Source organism: Staphylococcus sp. EG-SA-18 (genome assembly GCF_017151825.1).
Taxonomy (GTDB): Bacteria; Bacillota; Bacilli; order Staphylococcales; family Staphylococcaceae; genus Staphylococcus; species Staphylococcus aureus.
The window spans coordinates 1-19,166 of the sequence record NZ_JACYVY010000029.1; the positions used below are offsets into that span (position 1 = coordinate 1).

Consider the following 19,166-nt stretch of genomic DNA (forward strand, 5'->3'; position numbering starts at 1 on the left):
GATATCTATCTAATTTATTTTTATCATGTAATTGTACACTTGTTGCTCTATGTCTAATACTTTCATCAAAGTTTTCTAGTTGTTGCGTCAAATTAATACCTATACCACATATTATTGCTTCTATACCATCATTATTAGCAACCATTTCAGTTAAGAAACCACACACTTTACCATTATCAATATATATATCATTCGGCCATTTCACTTTGACTTCATCTTGACTAAAATGTTGAATCGCATCTCTTATCCCTAATGCAATAAATAAATTAAATTTAGATATCATTGAGAATGCAACGTTAGGTCTTAACACGACAGACATCCAAAGTCCTTGCCCTTTTGAAGAACTCCAATGTCTATTAAATCGCCCACGACCTTTCGTTTGTTCATCACTCAAGATAAAAAATGAAGATTGATTTCCAACAAGTGACTTTTTCGCAGCAAGTTGTGTAGAATCTATTGAATCGTATACTTCACTAAAATCAAACAAAGCAGAACTTTTTGTATATTGGTCTATTATACCTTGATACCAAATATCTGGGAGCTGTTGTAATAAATGCCCTTTATGATTTACTGAATCTATTTTACATCCCTCTAACTTTAATTGGTCAATCACTTTTTTTACTGCAGTGCGCGATATATTAAGTGATTCCGCAATGCTTTGTCCAGATATATAATTCGGTTTATTTTTATAGAGTAATTGAAGTACATCTTGACTATATTTTGACATGATTATCCACCCATTTCAAAATTTCAGTTTCTTCGTTGCTTACTTTACCTGTTACAATCGCTATCTCAATTTGTCTTAGCACATCTTTTAACCACGGACCACTTTTGGCATTTAAATGTGCCATAAGTACACCGCCATTAACCATCATGTCTTTTCTATTATGCATAGGTAAACGATGTAATGTTTCATCAATCGTTTGAAGGTTAACGATTAATGGTTCATGTCCTTGAATATCATTTGCCTTTATCACGTCTGCTGCAACCATTACATTTTTAATGAGATGCGTATCATAATCATAAACAAACATTTTTAATTGTTCTTTTGTAATAATACTTGGTAATGCATTCATAATTTGAATATATTGATTGATATCTTTTACTTGTCGGTTACTTAGCTTTAAAGGCTTCAATGAGTAATTAATATCAAATTTAACTGATACTATAGCAATCAACAATTCTAAATCAATTGCTTCAGTTACATTAATTTGATTCATATCAAGATGTTCGAAATACGGCATATAATTAAATGCTTTCAGCGATTTTAAATGATTAAAACTCTTTTCAACATTAATACCTCGCATTAATTTAGTTAGTTCAATCACTATACGCTCAATTGATAAAAATTTAATATCTGCCATTTGTATACGCATCGCTTCGAATGTTTCCGTTGCAATATCAAATGATAATTGTGACTGGAACCTTAAACATCGAATCATACGTAAAGCATCTTCTTGGAATCGTTCCTCAGCTATACCTACAGTTCTTATTATTCGATTATTAATATCTTGTTGACCATCAAAATAATCATACAATTTGTATGCTGTATCCATTGCTATCGCATTCATCGTGAAATCTCGTCGTTGCAAATCTTCGTATAAATCACGAACAAATGTAACACCACTTGGTCTACGGTGATCGACATAATCTTCTTCAGCCCGGAATGTTGTCACTTCATAATTTTCATCATTAAAAACTACATTTATCGTGCCATGTTCTTTACCTACAGGTATCGTATGACTAAAGATAGATTCTATTTCATCCGGCGTTGCACTTGTTGTGATATCTATATCATGAATATTTCTTCCCATGACATAATCTCTTACAGAGCCACCTACATAATATGCTTCAAAACCATTGTCTTGAATTTGTTCTAATATAGGCCTTGCCTGTTCAAATAATGATTTATCCATATTATTACTCGCCTTTACTTTTGTTATGCTCATTTAGCATTTTTTGATAATAATACTCATATTGATCTGTAATAAGTTCTGATCCAAAACGTTCAGCAATATCTGCTAGCATGTTTTTCTGAAGTTTGTTGTATAACACCTTATCTTCAAGTAATCGGATAGCATAGTCACTCGCTGAATCACAATCACCCACATCTACGACAAATCCAGTTTCACCATGTTTAATAACCTCTTTAATTCCACCGGCATTTGAACCAATTGGAACGACGCCTGTTTTCATAGCCTCAAGTAAAGTTAGTCCAAAGCTTTCTTTTTCACTTAATAATAATACTAAGTCAGATAATTGGTAAAATTCACTTACGCAATCTTGTTTCCCTAAAAATAAAACATCCTCTTCTACGTTTAACTCTTTCGTCAATTGACGCATTGGCACTAATTCAGGACCATCTCCAAGTAAAATTAATTTACTAGGTATCTTTTCACGTACTTTTGCAAATGTTTCTATAATAGTATCTATGCGTTTTACTTGTCTAAAATTCGATACATGTATTAACACTTTTTCATCTGGTGCTATACCAAATTGTGATTTTAATGCTGTGTTATGTTTAGTTGGAAACTCATTTTCACGTACAAAATTATAAATCGGTATAATTTCTTTGTTAGTTTCAATAATTTCATGTGTTTCTTGTGCTAAAGATTTACTCACACTTGTCACAATATCACTTTTTTCAATGCCAAATTTAATTGCACCTTGGAGTGAATGATCATAGCCCAAAACAGTAATATCAGTACCGTGTAGCGTTGTCATAATTTTTATATCTTTACCTGACATCTCACGAGCTAAAATCCCACAAATTGCATGAGGTACAGCATAGTGCATATGCAACAAATCAAGACCATATTCTTTAATAACTTCAGCGATTTTAGTACTTAACGTAATATCATACGGTGGATACTGAAATACTGCATATTGATTCACTTCAACTTGATGAAAAATCATATTCGGTAATGGTTTTCTTATTCTAAACGGGATATTTGAAGTGATAAAATGTACTTCGTGACCTCGCTCTGCTAATTTAATTCCTAATTCTGTGGCAATAATTCCAGAACCACCCATGGACGGGTAACATGTTATACCTATCTTCATTCGCTTGCCCATCCTTTCTTTCTATTTCTCTCTATTATTCTCGATGCGTAGATAATTGTTTAAATTTAAGTTTATAGTAATGTTGAGTTTATAATTTCAAATATCTAAAAAACAGGTGTTGTATATATATTCATTTATCTAGTTATATTTACTTTAAAAATAATATGATTTCATGCGATGCAATTCATTGATGGATGTTTTTAATCTTAATCAAATCCAAATAAAGCATATATTTTTATATTCACTTTCTTTCGAATCGATTTTTATCTCTTGTATTAAACTTTTCCATAGTTTCATTAAAGCTCTCTGTCATATCTATTCCCATTGAATTCGCTAAACATAACAACACAAATAAATTATCACCTAATTCTGCTTTAATCGTATTTGCTTCCTCTGAATCTTTCTTCTTTTTTTCACCATAGGTATGATTTATTTCACGTGCAAGTTCGCCCACTTCTTCAGTCAATCTAGCTAAGTTAGCTAATGGTGAAAAATATCCTGTTTTAAATTGTCCAATATATTCATCAACTTCACGTTGCATTTCTACCATTGATTTCATTTCTACGTTCTCCTTATATTGCATTTCTAATATAGTATATATCAATTTGAAGTCTCATGCATGTTTAGTGCAATCTACTGACTCTAGCTAAACTAGATGACAAGTTGTTTATTTTAGAAGTTTAATAATTCAGTTTATATAAATGTAATGCATTCCTAACTAAATTAAATCAATTGAAAATGGGATTATAACTTTATGATACGTACTACTACAATAAAATAATATAGTGAATAATCTACCATTAGAAAAATAAGCACAAAAAAACTAGCAACCACACAAAATGTGATTAGCTAGTTAATAAGTGTCTAATTTAAGTTAATTGTTAATCTATAAGATTAATCACTTGAACGCGCAAGCAAAATGATACGTACAAGCTCTGCTACAGCGACAGCAGTTGCTGCAACATAAGTCATTGCTGCTGCAGATAATACTTTACGCGCATGCTTGTATTCTTTTTCATTTACAATGTTCAATGCCGTAATTTGTTTCATCGCTCTTGAACTCGCATCAAACTCAACTGGTAACGTAACAATTGAGAATAATACCGCTAATGACATTAAACCAGCACCAATCCATAAAGCAGTTGAACCAAATGCACTACCTATCGCTGTTAAGATAATACCTAACATGATGATCATATAACTTAATGAACTCCCTAGGTTTGCAACAGGTACTAATGCTGCTCTGAATCTTAAGAACCAATATCCTTGGTGATCTTGAATGGCATGACCAACTTCGTGGGCTGCAATTGCAGTTCCAGCAACTGATGGTCTGTCATAGTTTGCAGGAGATAGTGAAACAACTTTCTTTTTAGGATCGTAATGATCTGTTAAGAATCCTTCACCTTTAACAACTTCGACATCATAAATACCGTTTGCATGTAAAATTTCTAATGCAACTTCACGACCCGTTTTACCACTAGTTGATCTAACTTGTGAATATTTCTCATAGTTAGATTTAACTTTGTGTTGTGCCCATAAAGGAAGCACCATTAATATTACGAAATAAATTATCATAGTAAAAATTGAAGACAATAAACTCACTCTCCTTTATAAATATTTTACTGTCATTTGCCGTTTTTATCAAATCATTTACACTTTAATAATTTGTTTAATTCAATATAAAGCAAAAGTCCAAAAACACTCAGACAACATGATAATACACCAATTTGCCACACATGTGTAGTTATAAAATCATAATATGGAAATTGAAGGTGAAAATAGTCAATATAATCATTCAAAAATACCCAAGTCATCGCTACACTGATTCCAATCATAGAACGTTTAAACCTAGGATAGAAGTAAATTGCCTGAACGGCCATTATACTGTGGGAAAACATTAATATCAGGCCATTTACTGTAATATCACCTTGTTCAATAATAAATAATATATTCATAATAACTGCCCAAATCCCATATTTGAATAATGTTACAAATGCCAGTGCATCGATAATACTATTTTGTTTTTGGATTAATATCATTGAGATAGAAATAACTAAGAATAATATTGCAGTTGGGCTATCTGGAACAAAAATCTTAAAATGCCACGGCGTATGACTTAATTGTTCACCATACCATATATAACCATAAATCATCCCTAATATATTACAAATGAGTAGCATCATTAACCAAGAACGTTGATAAAGTGTATATTGCCAAAATGTATTAATCGTCATCTGCTAAGTCCTCAAATTGATTATGTTTATTTACTAGCTTGAGTGTATTTAAAATTTGCGTTAGTTGATAAAAACGTTGCTTTTCATTCATCTGTAAACTTAAATCAATATTGTGTAACAAGTAATCTATTAATAACGCATGTTTATGCCGATCTATAGCCATACTATTTAAGTCATGAAGATAAGTTTGATAACTGGGCGATTCCGTTAGTTGAGCAACTATTAAATCATCTAGCCTTTGCTCACGCTTTGACACGTTTGCGAAGTGAATTTGAATATCAAAAGCACAGTTATGATTAGCGATATAATCAAATATTTCATTTGTATTCATTAACTTTATATTACGCTTAGTAAATTGAATTGCAGAAGCGTGACTTCCCACTTCTGCAATTTCTAATGTTTCATGATGATTAATTTTTGTATCTACAAAATGAATGTTTGCCAATTTCGCCTCATTCACTTTTATATAGTTAAGCACCCAAACTGCAATACGCGACTTAAATCGATATTGAAAAAGTAAATATTCAATAAAACTTTCTTTAATTTGATTGAGTGTCTCTGACATCAAATACCCCATTTTAAGATTGCAATCTTGATAATTCGTCATGCCAATTTTCGTTACTTGGCTCTAGTTCCAACAATTGATTTAAAATAGTAATTGCTTGTTCCTTTTGACCAATTTCAGTTAAATAGAAATAATAATCACTCATAAAATCAATATTTGTTTTCATCGTTGGATATGCTAATTCAAAGAAATGTTGAGCTTCTTTATCTCGCTCTTCTTGACCATAGGCGAACGCTAAATGCCACATGAATGTAGGATCCAAATCTTCTTCATCTACATATGTTAATAATTCAATGATTGCTTCATAATCTTCTTCATTACGATATAAATCGCTTAAAATCAATAAAGGTTCTTGGTAAGCATTATCAACCTCTAATGCTTGTCTTAACAATAATACACCTTCATTAGCATCGCCGTGTTCTATTTCCAAACATCCAGTTGTATACATTAACTCTTTATAAAATTGACTTAGTCGTAATCCTTCTTTACCCGTCTCAATGGCATCTGGATAATTTTTTTCATTTTCATATAATGATTGTAAATACAAGTAGCCTTGAATATAATCAGGATCTTTAGAAAGTAATGTAGTCATTATTTTAATTGCTTCTTGAGTGATGTCATTTTTATCGTAAGAAATGGCTTTTTTGAGATAATCTTCTGAAGTCATTTCATCTTCATTAATTTCATCGTATAAGCGAATCGCATCACTATAGTTACCACTTTGTAAACTACAATCTGCCATACGAGAGAATAAGTTTACACCATTAACTTGATATTCACCAGTTTCTAAAACGGTTTCGTATTCAGAGGTAGCACGTAAATATTGACCATCATAATATAACATTTCAGCCAATGCAAAATGGATTATTGGATCATTTGGCTCTAGTTCAAGTGCTTCTTGTAATTTAGCAATAGCAACTTCCATCATATTAATTTGTTGATATAAATCTGCTTCTAACATCAACTTTTCAGGTGATGGTTCAACATAACTTAAATATTCTAACGCTTCGTCAGTTTGATTTTCAGACATTAAACCTTCAATAAAATAAATCAGCAATTCACTTTCGTCTGGATATTTGTGATATAACACGCGAAATACTTCCAAACCTTGTGGCATTAATCCAAAATTGTAAAGTGTCTCTCCTAGAATAAATAATGCGTCATCGTTGTCAGTAGTTATTGCTTCATTAACACGAGAGTCTAAATTTTCTAGTTTTTGTAGATTGATATCGTCTATTAATTTATAGATATCTTCCATTTTATATTATCCCTCATTTTCTAAAAGCTTTAGTTTTGGTAAAAATCCTGGAAATGATACATTTACAGCATCAAATTGTTTGATTTTGACAGGCTCGCTTGAAAGTAGAGAAGCAACTGCAAGCATCATTCCTATTCGATGATCAGTTAAACTATCAACTGTTGCATTTGTTTTAAATTCTGACGGATGAATAATCAATCCATCATTAGTTGGTTGTAATTCAAACCCTAACAAGTTTAACATATCAGCCGTTGTATCAATTCTATTTGTTTCTTTTACTTTTAATTCCTCGGCATCTTTAATTGTACTCGTGCCAACTGCTTGTGTACAAAGTAATGCTATTACAGGCAGTTCATCAATTGCTTTTGGAACTAATTCTCCTTCGATTGTTATTGGTTGAAGCATTGGTGTGTATTGAATACGAATAGAAGCAGTAGGTTCAGCACCAGTTGTTTGATTGAAAAGTTGGATATTACCGCCCATTTTTTCAACAATATCAATAATACCTGAACGTGTTGGATTGATTCCAACATTATGAATTGTTACATCACTTCCTGGTGTGATAAGTGCTGCAACAATAAAGAACGCTGCAGATGAAATATCGCCAGGAACATGAAAATCTGCAGGTTTAATGTATCGAATTGCTTCAGGGGTTGTATTAATTGATAACCCTTCTGCTTCAATTGGAATATTAAAATGTTTGAACATCGTCTCAGTATGATTTCGACTTACATCTAATTCTTTAATGATGGTCGGTTCCTTAGAAAACAAACTTGCAAATAAAATGGCACTTTTTACTTGTGCACTTGCAACTTCCATTTGATAATTTATACCTTTTATGACAGATGGCTTAATAATTAATGGTGTATAATTATCTTCAATACCTTCAATATTCGCATCCATAAGTTTCAATGGTCTCAAGACACGATCCATTGGCCTTTTACCAATTGAAACATCGCCAGACAAAACACTTTCAATACCTAAACCACTTAACAAACCTGCCAATAATCGTGTTGTCGTACCAGAATTACCTGTATACAATACTTGATGTGGCGTGTTAAAAGATTGATATCCTGGGGAAGTCACAACTAATTTTTCATCATCTTCTTTGATTTCTACACCTAACAGTCGGAAAATGTCCATCGTACGACGACAATCTTCGCCAAGTAGTGGCTTATATATAGTAGATACACCTTCAGCTAGCGACGCCAACATGATTGCACGGTGTGTCATTGACTTATCGCCCGGCACTTCTATTTCGCCCTTTAACGGACCTGAAATATCAATGATTTGTTCATTTACCATTTCATTCACCTACTTAAAATATGTTTTTAATTGTTCACATGCATGTTGTAATGTTAGTTGATCAACATGTTGTACAACGATATCTCCAAATTGTCTAATCAAGACCATTTGTACACCTTGCTTATCATTCTTTTTATCACTTAGCATATATTCGTATAACGTTTCAAAATCCAAGTCAGTTATCATGTCTAAAGGATAACCGAGTTGTATTAAATATTGAATATAATGATTAATTTCATGCTTAGAATCAAACAAAGCATTCGCAACTATAAATTGATAGATAATGCCAACCATCACTGCATGACCATGAGGTATTTTATGATAGTATTCAACAGCATGCCCAAATGTATGACCTAAATTTAAAAATTTACGTACACCTTGTTCTTTTTCATCTGCAACAACAATATCCAGCTTCGTTTCAATACCTTTAGCAATATATTTATCCATACCATTTAATGACTGTAATATCTCTCTATCTTTAAAGTGCTGTTCGATTTCTTGCGTCGTTGATTCACCATTCAATAACGCATGCTTATAAACTTCTGCATAGCCACTTAATATTTGCTCAAATGGTAACGTCTTTAAAAAGTCTAAATCATAAATCACAGCAGTTGGACGATAAAATGCACCGATAAGGTTTTTACCTTGTTTTGAGTTAATACCCACTTTACCGCCAACACTAGAATCATGCGCCAAAATCGTTGTAGGAACTTGTATAAAATGGACACCTCTTAATAGTGTTGCTGCTACAAATCCTGCAAAATCACCAGTTGCACCACCACCAACAGCAATAATTGCTGTATTACGAGTCACATGATGGGATAAAATATACTCTAATGTTTCTTGATATTGATGAAATGTTTTTGTCTTTTCACCTGCTGGAATAATGACTTTATGCACATTTTCATATGATAAAATATCATCAAATTTATTCGCAAAATATTGATTTACATATTCATCAATTAATATAAAACTTTGATCAAACTGATCAATATACGTGCTAATATGGTCAATTGCACCGCGTTCAACATATATTGGATAATTATTTGAAGGGTATGTTGTTTGTAATTTCATGATTACACCTCAATTGTTCTTGTTGTTAAAACTCAATATTTAATTGTCTGCGCTCAATAATTTGTTGTTTAAGTTGCTCAATATGATTTGATTGGAATTCTTCCAATAATGCTTTCGCAATTTCAAATGCTACGACATGTTCGCAGACGATACTTGCTGCAGGAACAGCACAACTATCAGAACGTTCAATTGTTGCTTTAAAGTCTTCTTTAGTATTAATGTCTACTGAATTTAATGGTTTATATAACGTTGGAATTGGTTTCATTACACCATTAACGATAATTGGCATTCCATTTGACATACCGCCTTCTAAACCACCTAAGTGATTTGACCCACGATAATAGCCCAATTCAGTATTGTAGAGAATTTCGTCTTGAATTTCGCTACCAGGCTTTTCAGCTGCTTTAAATCCTTCTCCAAAACTTACACCTTTAAATGCATTAATACTAACGACACCCTGTGCTATTCTTCCATCTAATTTACGATCATAATGTACATAACTACCTACACCAACAGGCATATTTTCAACTACAACTTGAACTACTCCCCCTATTGAATCACCATCGTTTTTAGCTTCGTCAATTTTATCTCGCATTGCTTGTGCGATACTGTCATCAATTACACGAACATCATTACGATCAAGATTTGCTTTAAATGTTTTTGAATCATAAAAATCTTTATCTTTAATTCCACCTATTTCAACAACACGACTGTATATATCGATATCTAACTGTTGTAATAACACTTTACATAAGGCACCGACTGCAACTCGAGCTGCTGTTTCTCTAGCAGATGATCGCTCTAGCACATTTCGTAAATCACGATGATTATATTTCATACCTCCAACCAAATCTGCATGACCAGGTCTTGGTTTTGTAATAGTACGTTTCATATTTTCACGTTCTTCTTCACTTATTGGAGCTGCTCCCATAATTTTTCTCCAATGCGTAAAGTCATCATTGGTTACAACCATAGTAATTGGACTACCTAATGTATAACCATTTCTAACGCCTGATACTATTTCTACTGTATCTTTCTCAATTTGCATGCGTCGGCCACGACCATAACCACCTTGACGCTTGAACATTTCTTTATTAATATCTTCAACTTTAATTTCTAAATTTGCTGGTATACCTTCGACAATAACTGTTAATTGAGGTCCATGTGATTCTCCAGAAGTTAGATATCTCATACACACTCGCTCCTTTCATACTTCCGCAATAACATTATAATATGTTGTTAATCTTATCACATTCATTGTGGATTCATAAATGTTTGTTTTCAAGCTTAATTAAGAAAATGGATGACATCTCATTTTAAATGTCAGAATTATCTTAATATTAAACGAACTAAAATTAATTATAATATATTCGTCTGTAGAAAAGTATCATGAATTTCTAAACAGTTGCATCATATAATCATTAATTAAAAATGATTAGCCGTTTTAAAATAATCGTATCGCAACTTTAGCAAATAATATACTGACTACATTTCTTAATACAAAAGAACGAACTGTTAATTATTAATAAAGTTAATCAGTCCGTTTAAAAAAATTATGATATTAAAAATATACATATGTTAAGCGCTTTTGTTATACTTTGACTTCAAAAATATAATCAATTCTTTTACTAATACATAAAAAATATAAATGAGAGTCAGTATAAAAATAATTTTTGTTATAGGATTAAGTGGTTTATCTAAAAATATAGCACCATATAGTAATTCCATTAATTTTAAGAACATTAAAATCCCCAAAATAATCGAAATAATATTCTTCATTTTAACAACCCCTTCTCTCTGTTTAGTTTCATTTGATAAAGAATATTCCTCTCTTTTTAATACGTGTTACCAAAAAAACTATAAAATTTTTCAAGTAATTTACTACAACATAAAAAACGGGCCTTGTTATGTATAATCATAATGACTAACCACATAACAAAACCCTTTCTACCTTTATAAATAAATCGTAAAGGTTTACAGTTTAAATTTTATTCATATAACCATGCATCACGTGGTGAAGCATAGCTAGTAATTTCATTTTCATTAAACCATAAATTAATTTCACGTTCAGCAGAATCTAATGAATCTGAACCGTGAATGATATTTCTACCAACAGTTAAACCTAAATCACCTCTAATTGATCCTGGTGAAGCTTCTGAAGGATTGGTGCTGCCAATAATATGTCTAGATACATTAACTGCATCTTCACCTTCAACTACCATTGCGAACACTGGTGCTGATGTAATAAATGAAATTAAATCATTATAAAATGGTTTACCTTGGTGTTCACCATAATGTGTTTCAGCAAGTTCCATTGGTACTTGCATTAATTTACCACCGACAAGTTTTAGTCCTTTTCTTTCAATTCTTGAAATTACTTCACCAATTAGATTTCTTTGTACTGCATCTGGTTTAATCATTAAAAATGTACGTTCCACTTTATGTATCCCCCTGTGTTTAATAGGTTTATGTATATTACTATTATATATTAACAGGTTGGTAAAGCGCTTTCAATACTTTTCATAAATACTACGTGTTTCTTGAACCCATTTTTTTCGTCAAACTTAAAAGTAGTGATTTCGGATGTCCATCTGGTAACTCAGAAATCAAATCCAAAGCTTTACTTAAATACTTCGAACTTACTGCTTTAGATTCATTAATACTGTCAGACTTTCTAATAATTTGAATACATTCTTCAAATTCTTTTCGATCGCTGTCACGTCGTAATTGCTCAATTTTCAATTTGAAGTCTGGGTTTTTACGCATTTCTAATAAAATCGGTAACGTAATATGACCATTAAGCAAATCACTTCCGACCGGCTTACCTAATTTCTTTTCGGTACTTGTGAAGTCTAATACATCATCAATGATTTGGAAGCTCATACCTATATAATGACCAATCATTTTCAATTTTCGTACAGTCTCTTTATCAGATTGAGATGTAATTGCACCAACTTCAGTTGATATTTGAATTAACAGTGCTGTTTTGCGATTGATACGTCGTAAATAATTGATAATTGTCTGTTGACTGTTAAATTGGTCTTGAAATTGGAAAAGTTCCCCTCTACAAACATCAACGATAGATTCAGATATCAATTGATGTACACGATTATCTTTAACGGCCATTAAGTGTTCAAGTCCTAATGCCAATAAAAAATTCCCAGTTAAAATAGCAGTTGTCTGATCCCATTTCTTTGATATGGTTAACTTGCCTCGACGCTTGTCGCTTTTATCAATAACGTCATCATGAACAAGTGTTGCCATATGAATTAACTCTAATGCGACTGCAACTTGATACGTTTGTTCAGACGTTTGTTCATCTTTGCCAAATTGGCTACTCAGAATTACAAATGCTGGGCGTACTCTTTTACCACCAGAAGACAATAAGTGTAATGATGCCTGTTCTAATACAGAATCTTTACTTTTTATTGCCTTTTCAAGTCGTTGTTCCACTTTCTTAATTTCATTGTTCATGTTTAACTTTGCCACGTTAATCACCTTTGGTATTATCTTTTTCTTTATAGCCAAGGTGCATTGCAGCAACGCCCCCTGTAAAACTACGTACTCTTACATTTATGAAACCCGCTTCTTCAAACATGCGCTTCAACTCTTCTTTTCCAGGAAAATTAAACGTAGATTGCTGTAACCATTCATATTCTTCTTTTGATTTTGCAAATAATTTCCCAAAAATAGGCATAACAAATTTAAAGTATAATGCATACATTTGTTTAAAGACTGGCAAAGTTGGTTGGCTCGTTTCAAGACATACCACCATACCACCTGGTTTAAGTACTCTATTCATTTCTTTTAACGCGACTAAATAGTCTGGCACATTCCTTAATCCAAACCCAATTGTTACATAATCAAAAGAATTGTCTTCAAACGGCAATTCCATTGCATCACCATGAACAAGTTTAACATTTTCCATTGAAGCAGTTTTTTCTTTTCCTACTTCTAACATATTCTCACTAAAGTCAATACCAGTAACTTCACCTGTTGGTCCTACAGCTTTGCTTAATGCGATTGTCCAATCACCAGTACCACAACAAACATCTAATGCTTTCGTCCCTTTTCTAACGCCCATGTCTTTCATGACGCGTTTTCTCCATACTTTATGCTGCTCAAAACTAATAATATTATTTAATCTATCATATTTTTTTGAAATATTTTGAAAAACGCGATGTACTTGCTCTTTATTTGCTTTATTGTCAGCCATGCTTAATTACCTCTACTTTTTAAATAACTTTTTTGGATATCGTGTAAGTAATGCTTTACTTCACTTTGATTATATTTCTTGAAGTATGATGGATAGTAATCAGACATATCTTCAAATAAATAATTATATATTTCCGACTCATCAATATTGATACCGAAATGAGATAACGTAATATATGGGAAAAGTGTTTCAATTTTTACTATTGCTTGAGAAATTTCATAATCATTTAAAGCTTGATGATGTAATGAAGATTTCAATTCATTAATTTCAACAATTGCTTTACTAATTTCATTTTGAAATGATAAATCATTGATTTCTGCTAGTAGCGTATAAAAATGTGCACTAATTAAATCTCCAATCAAAATGGAATGTTTAGACAAATGATTATATGTAATGTCATCAAGGTGTCTCATTGATGTGTCAATTGTGAGGCATGCTACTTTGGCAACATCTGGAATATCATATGAATCAAGTAACTTACCTAACCGATGATTAATATTAATGGATTCATATTCTGATACACCCTTTAATCTTTCTTCTATTTGTCTTTCCAATTTGCTAACAGTTGTTTCCATGTCTACACCTCACGATATTATCACTATTCATATTAACATTATATGTAAGAAATTAAAATCTTTTGAAGCATTAAGATTACTTATCATTTTTAAATTTCAATTTAAACTAACAGTAATTTATGTAGCTTTTGTAATTCTCATAATAACCTTTACTTCATTTACATTATTCATCTTTTTAAATAACATAAAATACTATAGTAGACATGGTTACCTTTTAAGTAAATTCAACGCTAACAATTAATCTCATTATTCATATGTATATTTTGTAGTTGCTATTTTTATCAAAACTATTATGTCATGTAAAATTTTGAACGCTTAAACAATGAATGTTCCAAAGATTAAAAACTTAGAAGAACATTACAATTTATGTACAGGTTGTAAGTATTAAAAGCAAAATAAAAAGCCCTTATTCAGGGCTTTTTAAGTAAAATTATTTTACAGCATCTTTTAATGCTTTACCAGCTTTGAATGCTGGAACTTTACTTGCTGGGATATCAATTTCTTTACCAGTTTGAGGGTTACGACCTTTACGTGCAGCACGTTCACGTACCTCAAAGTTACCGAAACCAATTAATTGTACTTTTTCACCTTTAGCAAGTGAGTTTTGGATTGATTCGAATACAGCATCTACTGCTGAACCAGCTTCTTTTTTAGTTAAATCAGCTTGCTCTGCAACTGCATTGATTAAATCTGTTTTGTTCATTAGACATTCACCTCCTGAGGTTTGATAATGATATGTTTATATCATTATGGTAAAACTTTAACACAAGCATTACATAAATCGCAATTATTTATGTGGCAAAAACGTTGAATTTAAGCCATTTCTATTCATTTTACGTAATTATTAGCCGTATATGTGTAATAATACACATTTTATTCAGATTTTTTATCGCGCTCCATTAAATCTTTTACGCATTCTTTTACTGAGATATTTTCAAATAATACTCTATATAATGCATTTGTAATTGGCATATCCACATTTTTTTCTTTAGCTAAATGATAAACTGATTTAGTTGTATAAATACCTTCAACGACCATATTCATTTCAGATAATGCTTGATCCATTGATTCACCTTGTCCAAGTTTATATCCTAATGTGAAATTTCGAGAATGTGTTGATGTGCAAGTAACGATTAAGTCACCGATACCACCTAAACCTAGAAATGTCATAGGATCGGCACCTAACTTTTCACCTAATCTACTAATTTCCGCTAAACCACGAGTCATTAATGCAGCTTTTGCATTATCACCGTAGCCAATTCCAGCTACGATACCACTTGCTACTGCGATGATATTTTTCAATGCACCACCAAGTTCAACACCAATCAAGTCATCATTCGTGTACACACGCAAATAATCATTCATAAATAAATCTTGCGTTAATTTACTTACACTTTTATCTTTTGATGAAGCAGCAACTGTAGTTGGTTGCTTGACTACAACTTCTTCCGCATGACTTGGCCCTGACAACACGCCAATACCTGCATTATATTCAGGTGAAATAGAATCTTCAATCATTTCTGACACACGTTTAAACGTCCCATTTTCAATACCTTTAGCAACATGTATAAAAGTCTTTTTAGAGGTCAGCTTATCATTAATTTGAGAAGCAACTTCTCGCATTGCTTTAGTAGGTAAAGCCATTAAGTAAATATCTGCAAATTGAATTGCTTTGGTCATATCTGAAGTAGCGATGATGTTAACATCTAATTTCGCGTATTTTAAATACTTTTTATTTGTATGACATGTATTTAATTCATCAACAGCATCTTGATTTTTACCCCACATCAAAACATCATGTCCATTTTCTGCAAGAACATTGGCAAGGGCTGTCCCAAAACTTCCCATACCAAAAACGGTAATTTTAGTCATTGTTATCCCCCAATCGTTAATTTCTCTTTCGAGCTATAATATGAATTGGTGTACCTTCAAAACCAAAAGCGGCACGGATTTGATTCTCTAAATAGCGTTTATAAGAAAAATGCATTAATTCTACATCATTAACAAATACAACAAATGTCGGTGGTTCTATAGCAACTTGTGTTGCATAAAAGACATTCAAACGTCTACCTTTGTCTGTTGGTGTAGGGTTCATGGAAATTGCATCAGTAACAACTTCATTTAAAGTTGAACTTTGAACACGTTTTTTATGGTTTTCACTTGCTTCATTGATGTAAGGGAATAATGTACGTAATCTTGTGCGTTCTTTAGCAGACACAAAAGCAATTTGTGCATAATCTAAAAATTGGAATTCTTTACGTACTTCATCTTCAAATTTCTTCATCGTTTTACTATCTTTTTCCACAGTATCCCATTTATTTACGACAATCACGACTGCTTTACCTTGTTCATGTGCATATCCTGCAACACGTTTATCTTGTTCAATGATGCCTTGTTCTGCATCTATGACCACTAAAACAACATTTGAACGTTCAATCGCTTTTAAAGCTCTTAATACTGAATATTTCTCAGTTGATTCATATACTTTTCCTTTTTTACGCATACCAGCAGTATCGATTAAAACATAATCTTGTCCATCATAACTATACTCTGTATCAATAGCGTCTCTCGTTGTCCCTGCAACATTAGAAACGATAACGCGATCTTCACCTAAAATAGCATTTACTAAACTTGATTTACCTACGTTTGGTCGTCCAATAATGGATAGTCGAATTGTATCTTCATCATAAGGATCTTCTTCCTCTTCACCAAAATGAGAAACAACTGCATCTAACAAGTCACCAAGACCTAAACCATGTGACCCTGATATCGGATACGGTTCACCAAATCCTAATGAATAGAAATCATACACGTCTGTACGCATTTCCATATTATCTACTTTGTTAACCGCTAATACGACCGGTTTTTTAGATTTGTATAAAATTTGAGCGACCATTTCATCGCTTTGTGTCAATCCTTCACGCACGTTAACCATAAAAATAATAACATCCGCTTCATCTATGGCGATTTCTGCCTGCGCTCTAATTTGTGTTTGGAATGGTGCATCACCAATTTCAATACCACCTGTATCAATAATATTGAAATCATGTGTTAACCATTCACCTGAAGAATAAATACGATCTCGTGTTACACCTGGCGTGTCTTCCACAATCGAAACACGTTCTCCAACTATTCTATTAAAAATTGTAGATTTACCTACATTAGGCCTACCTACAATAGCTACTATAGGTTTAGTCATAAGCTAACTTCCTCTCTTTCTTATATCTTTTTAATAATATCACATGAGACTGTGTATTCAAAATGAGTTTATTACTGTAATGATAAAAATCAGCACTTAAAACTTTATCTTTTTAAACACTTAGTTAAATTTGTCCACGTTATCATTCCGAGTATATTTTGTTACATAAAAATACTCCACATGCAATCATAAACATGTGGAGTTGACTATTAAATATTAAATTATAGTTTAAGATTTTTAAGTTTATCACCAATCATATCGCCAATTGTTGGATTATCTTCTTCTTCGTTTTCTAAGTACGCCTTAGTCGTAGAAGGATCACTTTCAACAACATCTTCGTTTGGTAATGTTGCTTTAATAGATAGTGATACTCTTTCATTCTCTTCATCAATACCTAATATTTTAACATTTACTTGTTGACCAGGTTCTAACACTTCACCTGGCGTACCAATGTGTTTGTGTGCAATTTCAGAAATATGTACAAGTCCTTGTACACCTGGTGCAATTTCAACAAATGCACCAAAGTTTGCCAATCTTACTACGACACCTTCAATGACATCATTTTCGTGGAATTGACCTTTAATATTTTCGAAAGGTGTTGGTAACGTATCTTTGATTGATAATGAAATACGTTCTGTATCTCTATCAATAGATTTAATTTTAACTTTAACATCTTGACCAATTGAAACTACTTCTTCTGGTGTTTGAACATGTTCGTGAGAAAGTTCAGATACATGCACTAAACCATCAACACCGCCAATGTCTATAAATGCACCAAATTGAGTTAAACGCGCTACTTTACCATCAATAACATCGCCTTCATTTAAAGATTGTAATAATTGATCTTTTTTAGCATCGTTTTCTTCTTGTTCAACTGCTTTACGGCTTAAAATGACTCTATTATTTTCAGGATCCAATTCTTCAACTTTAATACGAATTGTTTGTCCATCAAACACAGAGAAATCCTCAATGAAGTCTGTTGAAATTAGTGAAGCCGGAACAAAACCTCTTTGTCCTACATCAACAACCAAACCACCTTTAACTACTTCTGTTACTTTCGCTTCGATGATTTCATTATTATCTAATTTTTCTTGTAAATAACTATAAGACTTCTCAGTTTCAAGTTGTCTTCTAGATAAGATGTAAGCTCCAGTTTCATTTTCTTCATCAAACTCAACTTTAGTGACATATGCTTCAACTTCGTCGCCCTCTTTTACAACTTCACTTGGGCTATCAATATGATGCGTAGATAGTTGACTAATAGGAATAATCCCATTAAATTTACCACCGTTGATATGAACAACAACTTGCTTGTCTTCAACTTGTTGTACCTCGCCAGTGACTTTGTCACCTTCTTTAATATCGTTAATCATTGATTCATTGAATTCTTCAGTCATCTTGTTTGCCTCCTTATACACTACATATTTATAACATCTTATAAACTGACAGAATTGTCAAGAAATTCTACCTCGATTACATTTTGCGAAATAGTCATATACATAAATATGTCACTTTATCATATTCAAGTCGTCATATCGATAAATATTTATTACAACCATTTTTGTATCAAAGTAATACAGTTTGCTATGTTTATACATATTTTTTGTATAAAAATTAGCATAGCTTACTATTTTGTTTTATAAGTCTGTCATTTCATTGTTCTCTACAAGATATATT

General features: G+C 32.1%; 20 protein-coding genes. All 20 read right to left on the minus strand.

The window, feature by feature from the left end:
- Positions 1 to 727, minus strand: a 727-nt coding sequence (locus IDG66_RS08090) for a biotin--[acetyl-CoA-carboxylase] ligase (RefSeq protein ID WP_206172186.1), incomplete at its 3' end; no start/stop codon positions are given.
- The gene (locus IDG66_RS08095; RefSeq protein ID WP_000361543.1) at positions 714 to 1,916 is read right to left on the minus strand and encodes a CCA tRNA nucleotidyltransferase; all 1,203 of its coding nucleotides are present in this window, start codon (positions 1,914 to 1,916) and stop codon (positions 714 to 716) included. The genes IDG66_RS08090 and IDG66_RS08095, both read right to left, overlap by 14 nt.
- A gap of 4 nt (positions 1,917 to 1,920) precedes the next feature.
- Positions 1,921 to 3,063 (minus strand): N-acetyl-alpha-D-glucosaminyl L-malate synthase BshA, encoded by a 1,143-nt coding sequence (gene bshA / locus IDG66_RS08100; RefSeq protein WP_000690035.1) that lies wholly within the window; start codon positions 3,061 to 3,063, stop codon positions 1,921 to 1,923.
- A gap of 241 nt (positions 3,064 to 3,304) precedes the next feature.
- Positions 3,305 to 3,622 carry a nucleotide pyrophosphohydrolase gene (locus IDG66_RS08105; RefSeq protein ID WP_000839926.1) on the minus strand — a complete coding sequence of 106 codons (318 nt, stop codon included), beginning with the start codon at positions 3,620 to 3,622 and terminating at the stop codon, positions 3,305 to 3,307.
- Positions 3,623 to 3,957: 335 nt separating this feature from the next.
- Complete coding sequence (locus tag IDG66_RS08110; protein WP_031774998.1) at positions 3,958 to 4,638, minus strand: zinc metallopeptidase; 681 nt, start codon at positions 4,636 to 4,638, stop codon at positions 3,958 to 3,960.
- Between the two features lie 71 nt (positions 4,639 to 4,709).
- Positions 4,710 to 5,297 carry a DUF1405 domain-containing protein gene (locus tag IDG66_RS08115; RefSeq protein WP_000154680.1) on the minus strand — a complete coding sequence of 196 codons (588 nt, stop codon included), beginning with the start codon at positions 5,295 to 5,297 and terminating at the stop codon, positions 4,710 to 4,712.
- Complete coding sequence (locus IDG66_RS08120) at positions 5,287 to 5,862, minus strand: YpiB family protein (RefSeq protein ID WP_000005212.1); 576 nt, start codon at positions 5,860 to 5,862, stop codon at positions 5,287 to 5,289. Before IDG66_RS08120 ends, IDG66_RS08115 begins: the two co-directional genes overlap by 11 nt.
- A gap of 13 nt (positions 5,863 to 5,875) precedes the next feature.
- Positions 5,876 to 7,120 carry a tetratricopeptide repeat protein gene (locus IDG66_RS08125; RefSeq protein ID WP_000389510.1) on the minus strand — a complete coding sequence of 415 codons (1,245 nt, stop codon included), beginning with the start codon at positions 7,118 to 7,120 and terminating at the stop codon, positions 5,876 to 5,878.
- A gap of 6 nt (positions 7,121 to 7,126) precedes the next feature.
- Positions 7,127 to 8,425 (minus strand): 3-phosphoshikimate 1-carboxyvinyltransferase, encoded by a 1,299-nt coding sequence (aroA, locus tag IDG66_RS08130; protein ID WP_000245895.1) that lies wholly within the window; start codon positions 8,423 to 8,425, stop codon positions 7,127 to 7,129.
- Between the two features lie 9 nt (positions 8,426 to 8,434).
- Complete coding sequence (gene aroB, locus IDG66_RS08135) at positions 8,435 to 9,499, minus strand: 3-dehydroquinate synthase (protein ID WP_000776341.1); 1,065 nt, start codon at positions 9,497 to 9,499, stop codon at positions 8,435 to 8,437.
- 25 nt (positions 9,500 to 9,524) lie between these two features.
- Positions 9,525 to 10,691: a chorismate synthase gene (gene aroC, locus IDG66_RS08140; RefSeq protein WP_001269923.1), complete on the minus strand. Its 1,167-nt coding sequence runs from the start codon at positions 10,689 to 10,691 to the stop codon at positions 9,525 to 9,527.
- 386 nt (positions 10,692 to 11,077) lie between these two features.
- Positions 11,078 to 11,278, minus strand: coding sequence for a hypothetical protein (locus IDG66_RS08145; protein WP_000789522.1), 201 nt, complete (start codon positions 11,276 to 11,278; stop codon positions 11,078 to 11,080).
- 209 nt (positions 11,279 to 11,487) lie between these two features.
- The gene (gene ndk, locus IDG66_RS08150; RefSeq protein WP_000442479.1) at positions 11,488 to 11,937 is read right to left on the minus strand and encodes a nucleoside-diphosphate kinase; all 450 of its coding nucleotides are present in this window, start codon (positions 11,935 to 11,937) and stop codon (positions 11,488 to 11,490) included.
- A gap of 91 nt (positions 11,938 to 12,028) precedes the next feature.
- Complete coding sequence (locus IDG66_RS08155) at positions 12,029 to 12,988, minus strand: polyprenyl synthetase family protein (protein WP_001096470.1); 960 nt, start codon at positions 12,986 to 12,988, stop codon at positions 12,029 to 12,031.
- 1 nt (position 12,989) lies between these two features.
- Positions 12,990 to 13,715: a demethylmenaquinone methyltransferase gene (locus IDG66_RS08160; protein ID WP_000774684.1), complete on the minus strand. Its 726-nt coding sequence runs from the start codon at positions 13,713 to 13,715 to the stop codon at positions 12,990 to 12,992.
- Between the two features lie 2 nt (positions 13,716 to 13,717).
- Positions 13,718 to 14,290 (minus strand): heptaprenyl diphosphate synthase component 1, encoded by a 573-nt coding sequence (locus IDG66_RS08165; protein WP_000450555.1) that lies wholly within the window; start codon positions 14,288 to 14,290, stop codon positions 13,718 to 13,720.
- Positions 14,291 to 14,720: 430 nt separating this feature from the next.
- Positions 14,721 to 14,993 carry an HU family DNA-binding protein gene (locus IDG66_RS08170; RefSeq protein WP_001043863.1) on the minus strand — a complete coding sequence of 91 codons (273 nt, stop codon included), beginning with the start codon at positions 14,991 to 14,993 and terminating at the stop codon, positions 14,721 to 14,723.
- A gap of 170 nt (positions 14,994 to 15,163) precedes the next feature.
- On the minus strand, positions 15,164 to 16,162 hold the full coding sequence (locus IDG66_RS08175) for an NAD(P)H-dependent glycerol-3-phosphate dehydrogenase (protein ID WP_000161738.1): 999 nt from the start codon (positions 16,160 to 16,162) through the stop codon (positions 15,164 to 15,166).
- A gap of 16 nt (positions 16,163 to 16,178) precedes the next feature.
- On the minus strand, positions 16,179 to 17,489 hold the full coding sequence (gene der, locus IDG66_RS08180) for a ribosome biogenesis GTPase Der (RefSeq protein WP_000165530.1): 1,311 nt from the start codon (positions 17,487 to 17,489) through the stop codon (positions 16,179 to 16,181).
- A 221-nt stretch (positions 17,490 to 17,710) separates the two neighbouring features.
- A complete protein-coding gene (rpsA, locus tag IDG66_RS08185; RefSeq protein WP_000133954.1) occupies positions 17,711 to 18,886 on the minus strand; it encodes a 30S ribosomal protein S1 in 1,176 nt (391 codons plus the stop codon).
- Positions 18,887 to 19,166 lie beyond the last annotated feature (280 nt).

Bases quoted from the DNA above. Each gene is read 5' to 3' on its own strand.
- IDG66_RS08095 (WP_000361543.1), bottom strand. From the start codon at position 1,916: ATGGATAAATCATTATTTGAACAGGCAAGGCCTATATTAGAACAAATT.
- bshA (WP_000690035.1), bottom strand. From the start codon at position 3,063: ATGAAGATAGGTATAACATGTTACCCGTCCATGGGTGGTTCTGGAATT.
- IDG66_RS08105 (WP_000839926.1), bottom strand. From the start codon at position 3,622: ATGAAATCAATGGTAGAAATGCAACGTGAAGTTGATGAATATATTGGA.
- IDG66_RS08110 (WP_031774998.1), bottom strand. From the start codon at position 4,638: ATGATAATTTATTTCGTAATATTAATGGTGCTTCCTTTATGGGCACAA.
- IDG66_RS08115 (WP_000154680.1), bottom strand. From the start codon at position 5,297: ATGACGATTAATACATTTTGGCAATATACACTTTATCAACGTTCTTGG.
- IDG66_RS08120 (WP_000005212.1), bottom strand. From the start codon at position 5,862: ATGTCAGAGACACTCAATCAAATTAAAGAAAGTTTTATTGAATATTTA.
- IDG66_RS08125 (WP_000389510.1), bottom strand. From the start codon at position 7,120: ATGGAAGATATCTATAAATTAATAGACGATATCAATCTACAAAAACTA.
- aroA (WP_000245895.1), bottom strand. From the start codon at position 8,425: ATGGTAAATGAACAAATCATTGATATTTCAGGTCCGTTAAAGGGCGAA.
- aroB (WP_000776341.1), bottom strand. From the start codon at position 9,499: ATGAAATTACAAACAACATACCCTTCAAATAATTATCCAATATATGTT.
- aroC (WP_001269923.1), bottom strand. From the start codon at position 10,691: ATGAGATATCTAACTTCTGGAGAATCACATGGACCTCAATTAACAGTT.
- IDG66_RS08145 (WP_000789522.1), bottom strand. From the start codon at position 11,278: ATGAAGAATATTATTTCGATTATTTTGGGGATTTTAATGTTCTTAAAA.
- IDG66_RS08160 (WP_000774684.1), bottom strand. From the start codon at position 13,715: ATGGCTGACAATAAAGCAAATAAAGAGCAAGTACATCGCGTTTTTCAA.
- IDG66_RS08165 (WP_000450555.1), bottom strand. From the start codon at position 14,290: ATGGAAACAACTGTTAGCAAATTGGAAAGACAAATAGAAGAAAGATTA.
- IDG66_RS08170 (WP_001043863.1), bottom strand. From the start codon at position 14,993: ATGAACAAAACAGATTTAATCAATGCAGTTGCAGAGCAAGCTGATTTA.
- IDG66_RS08175 (WP_000161738.1), bottom strand. From the start codon at position 16,162: ATGACTAAAATTACCGTTTTTGGTATGGGAAGTTTTGGGACAGCCCTT.
- der (WP_000165530.1), bottom strand. From the start codon at position 17,489: ATGACTAAACCTATAGTAGCTATTGTAGGTAGGCCTAATGTAGGTAAA.
- rpsA (WP_000133954.1), bottom strand. From the start codon at position 18,886: ATGACTGAAGAATTCAATGAATCAATGATTAACGATATTAAAGAAGGT.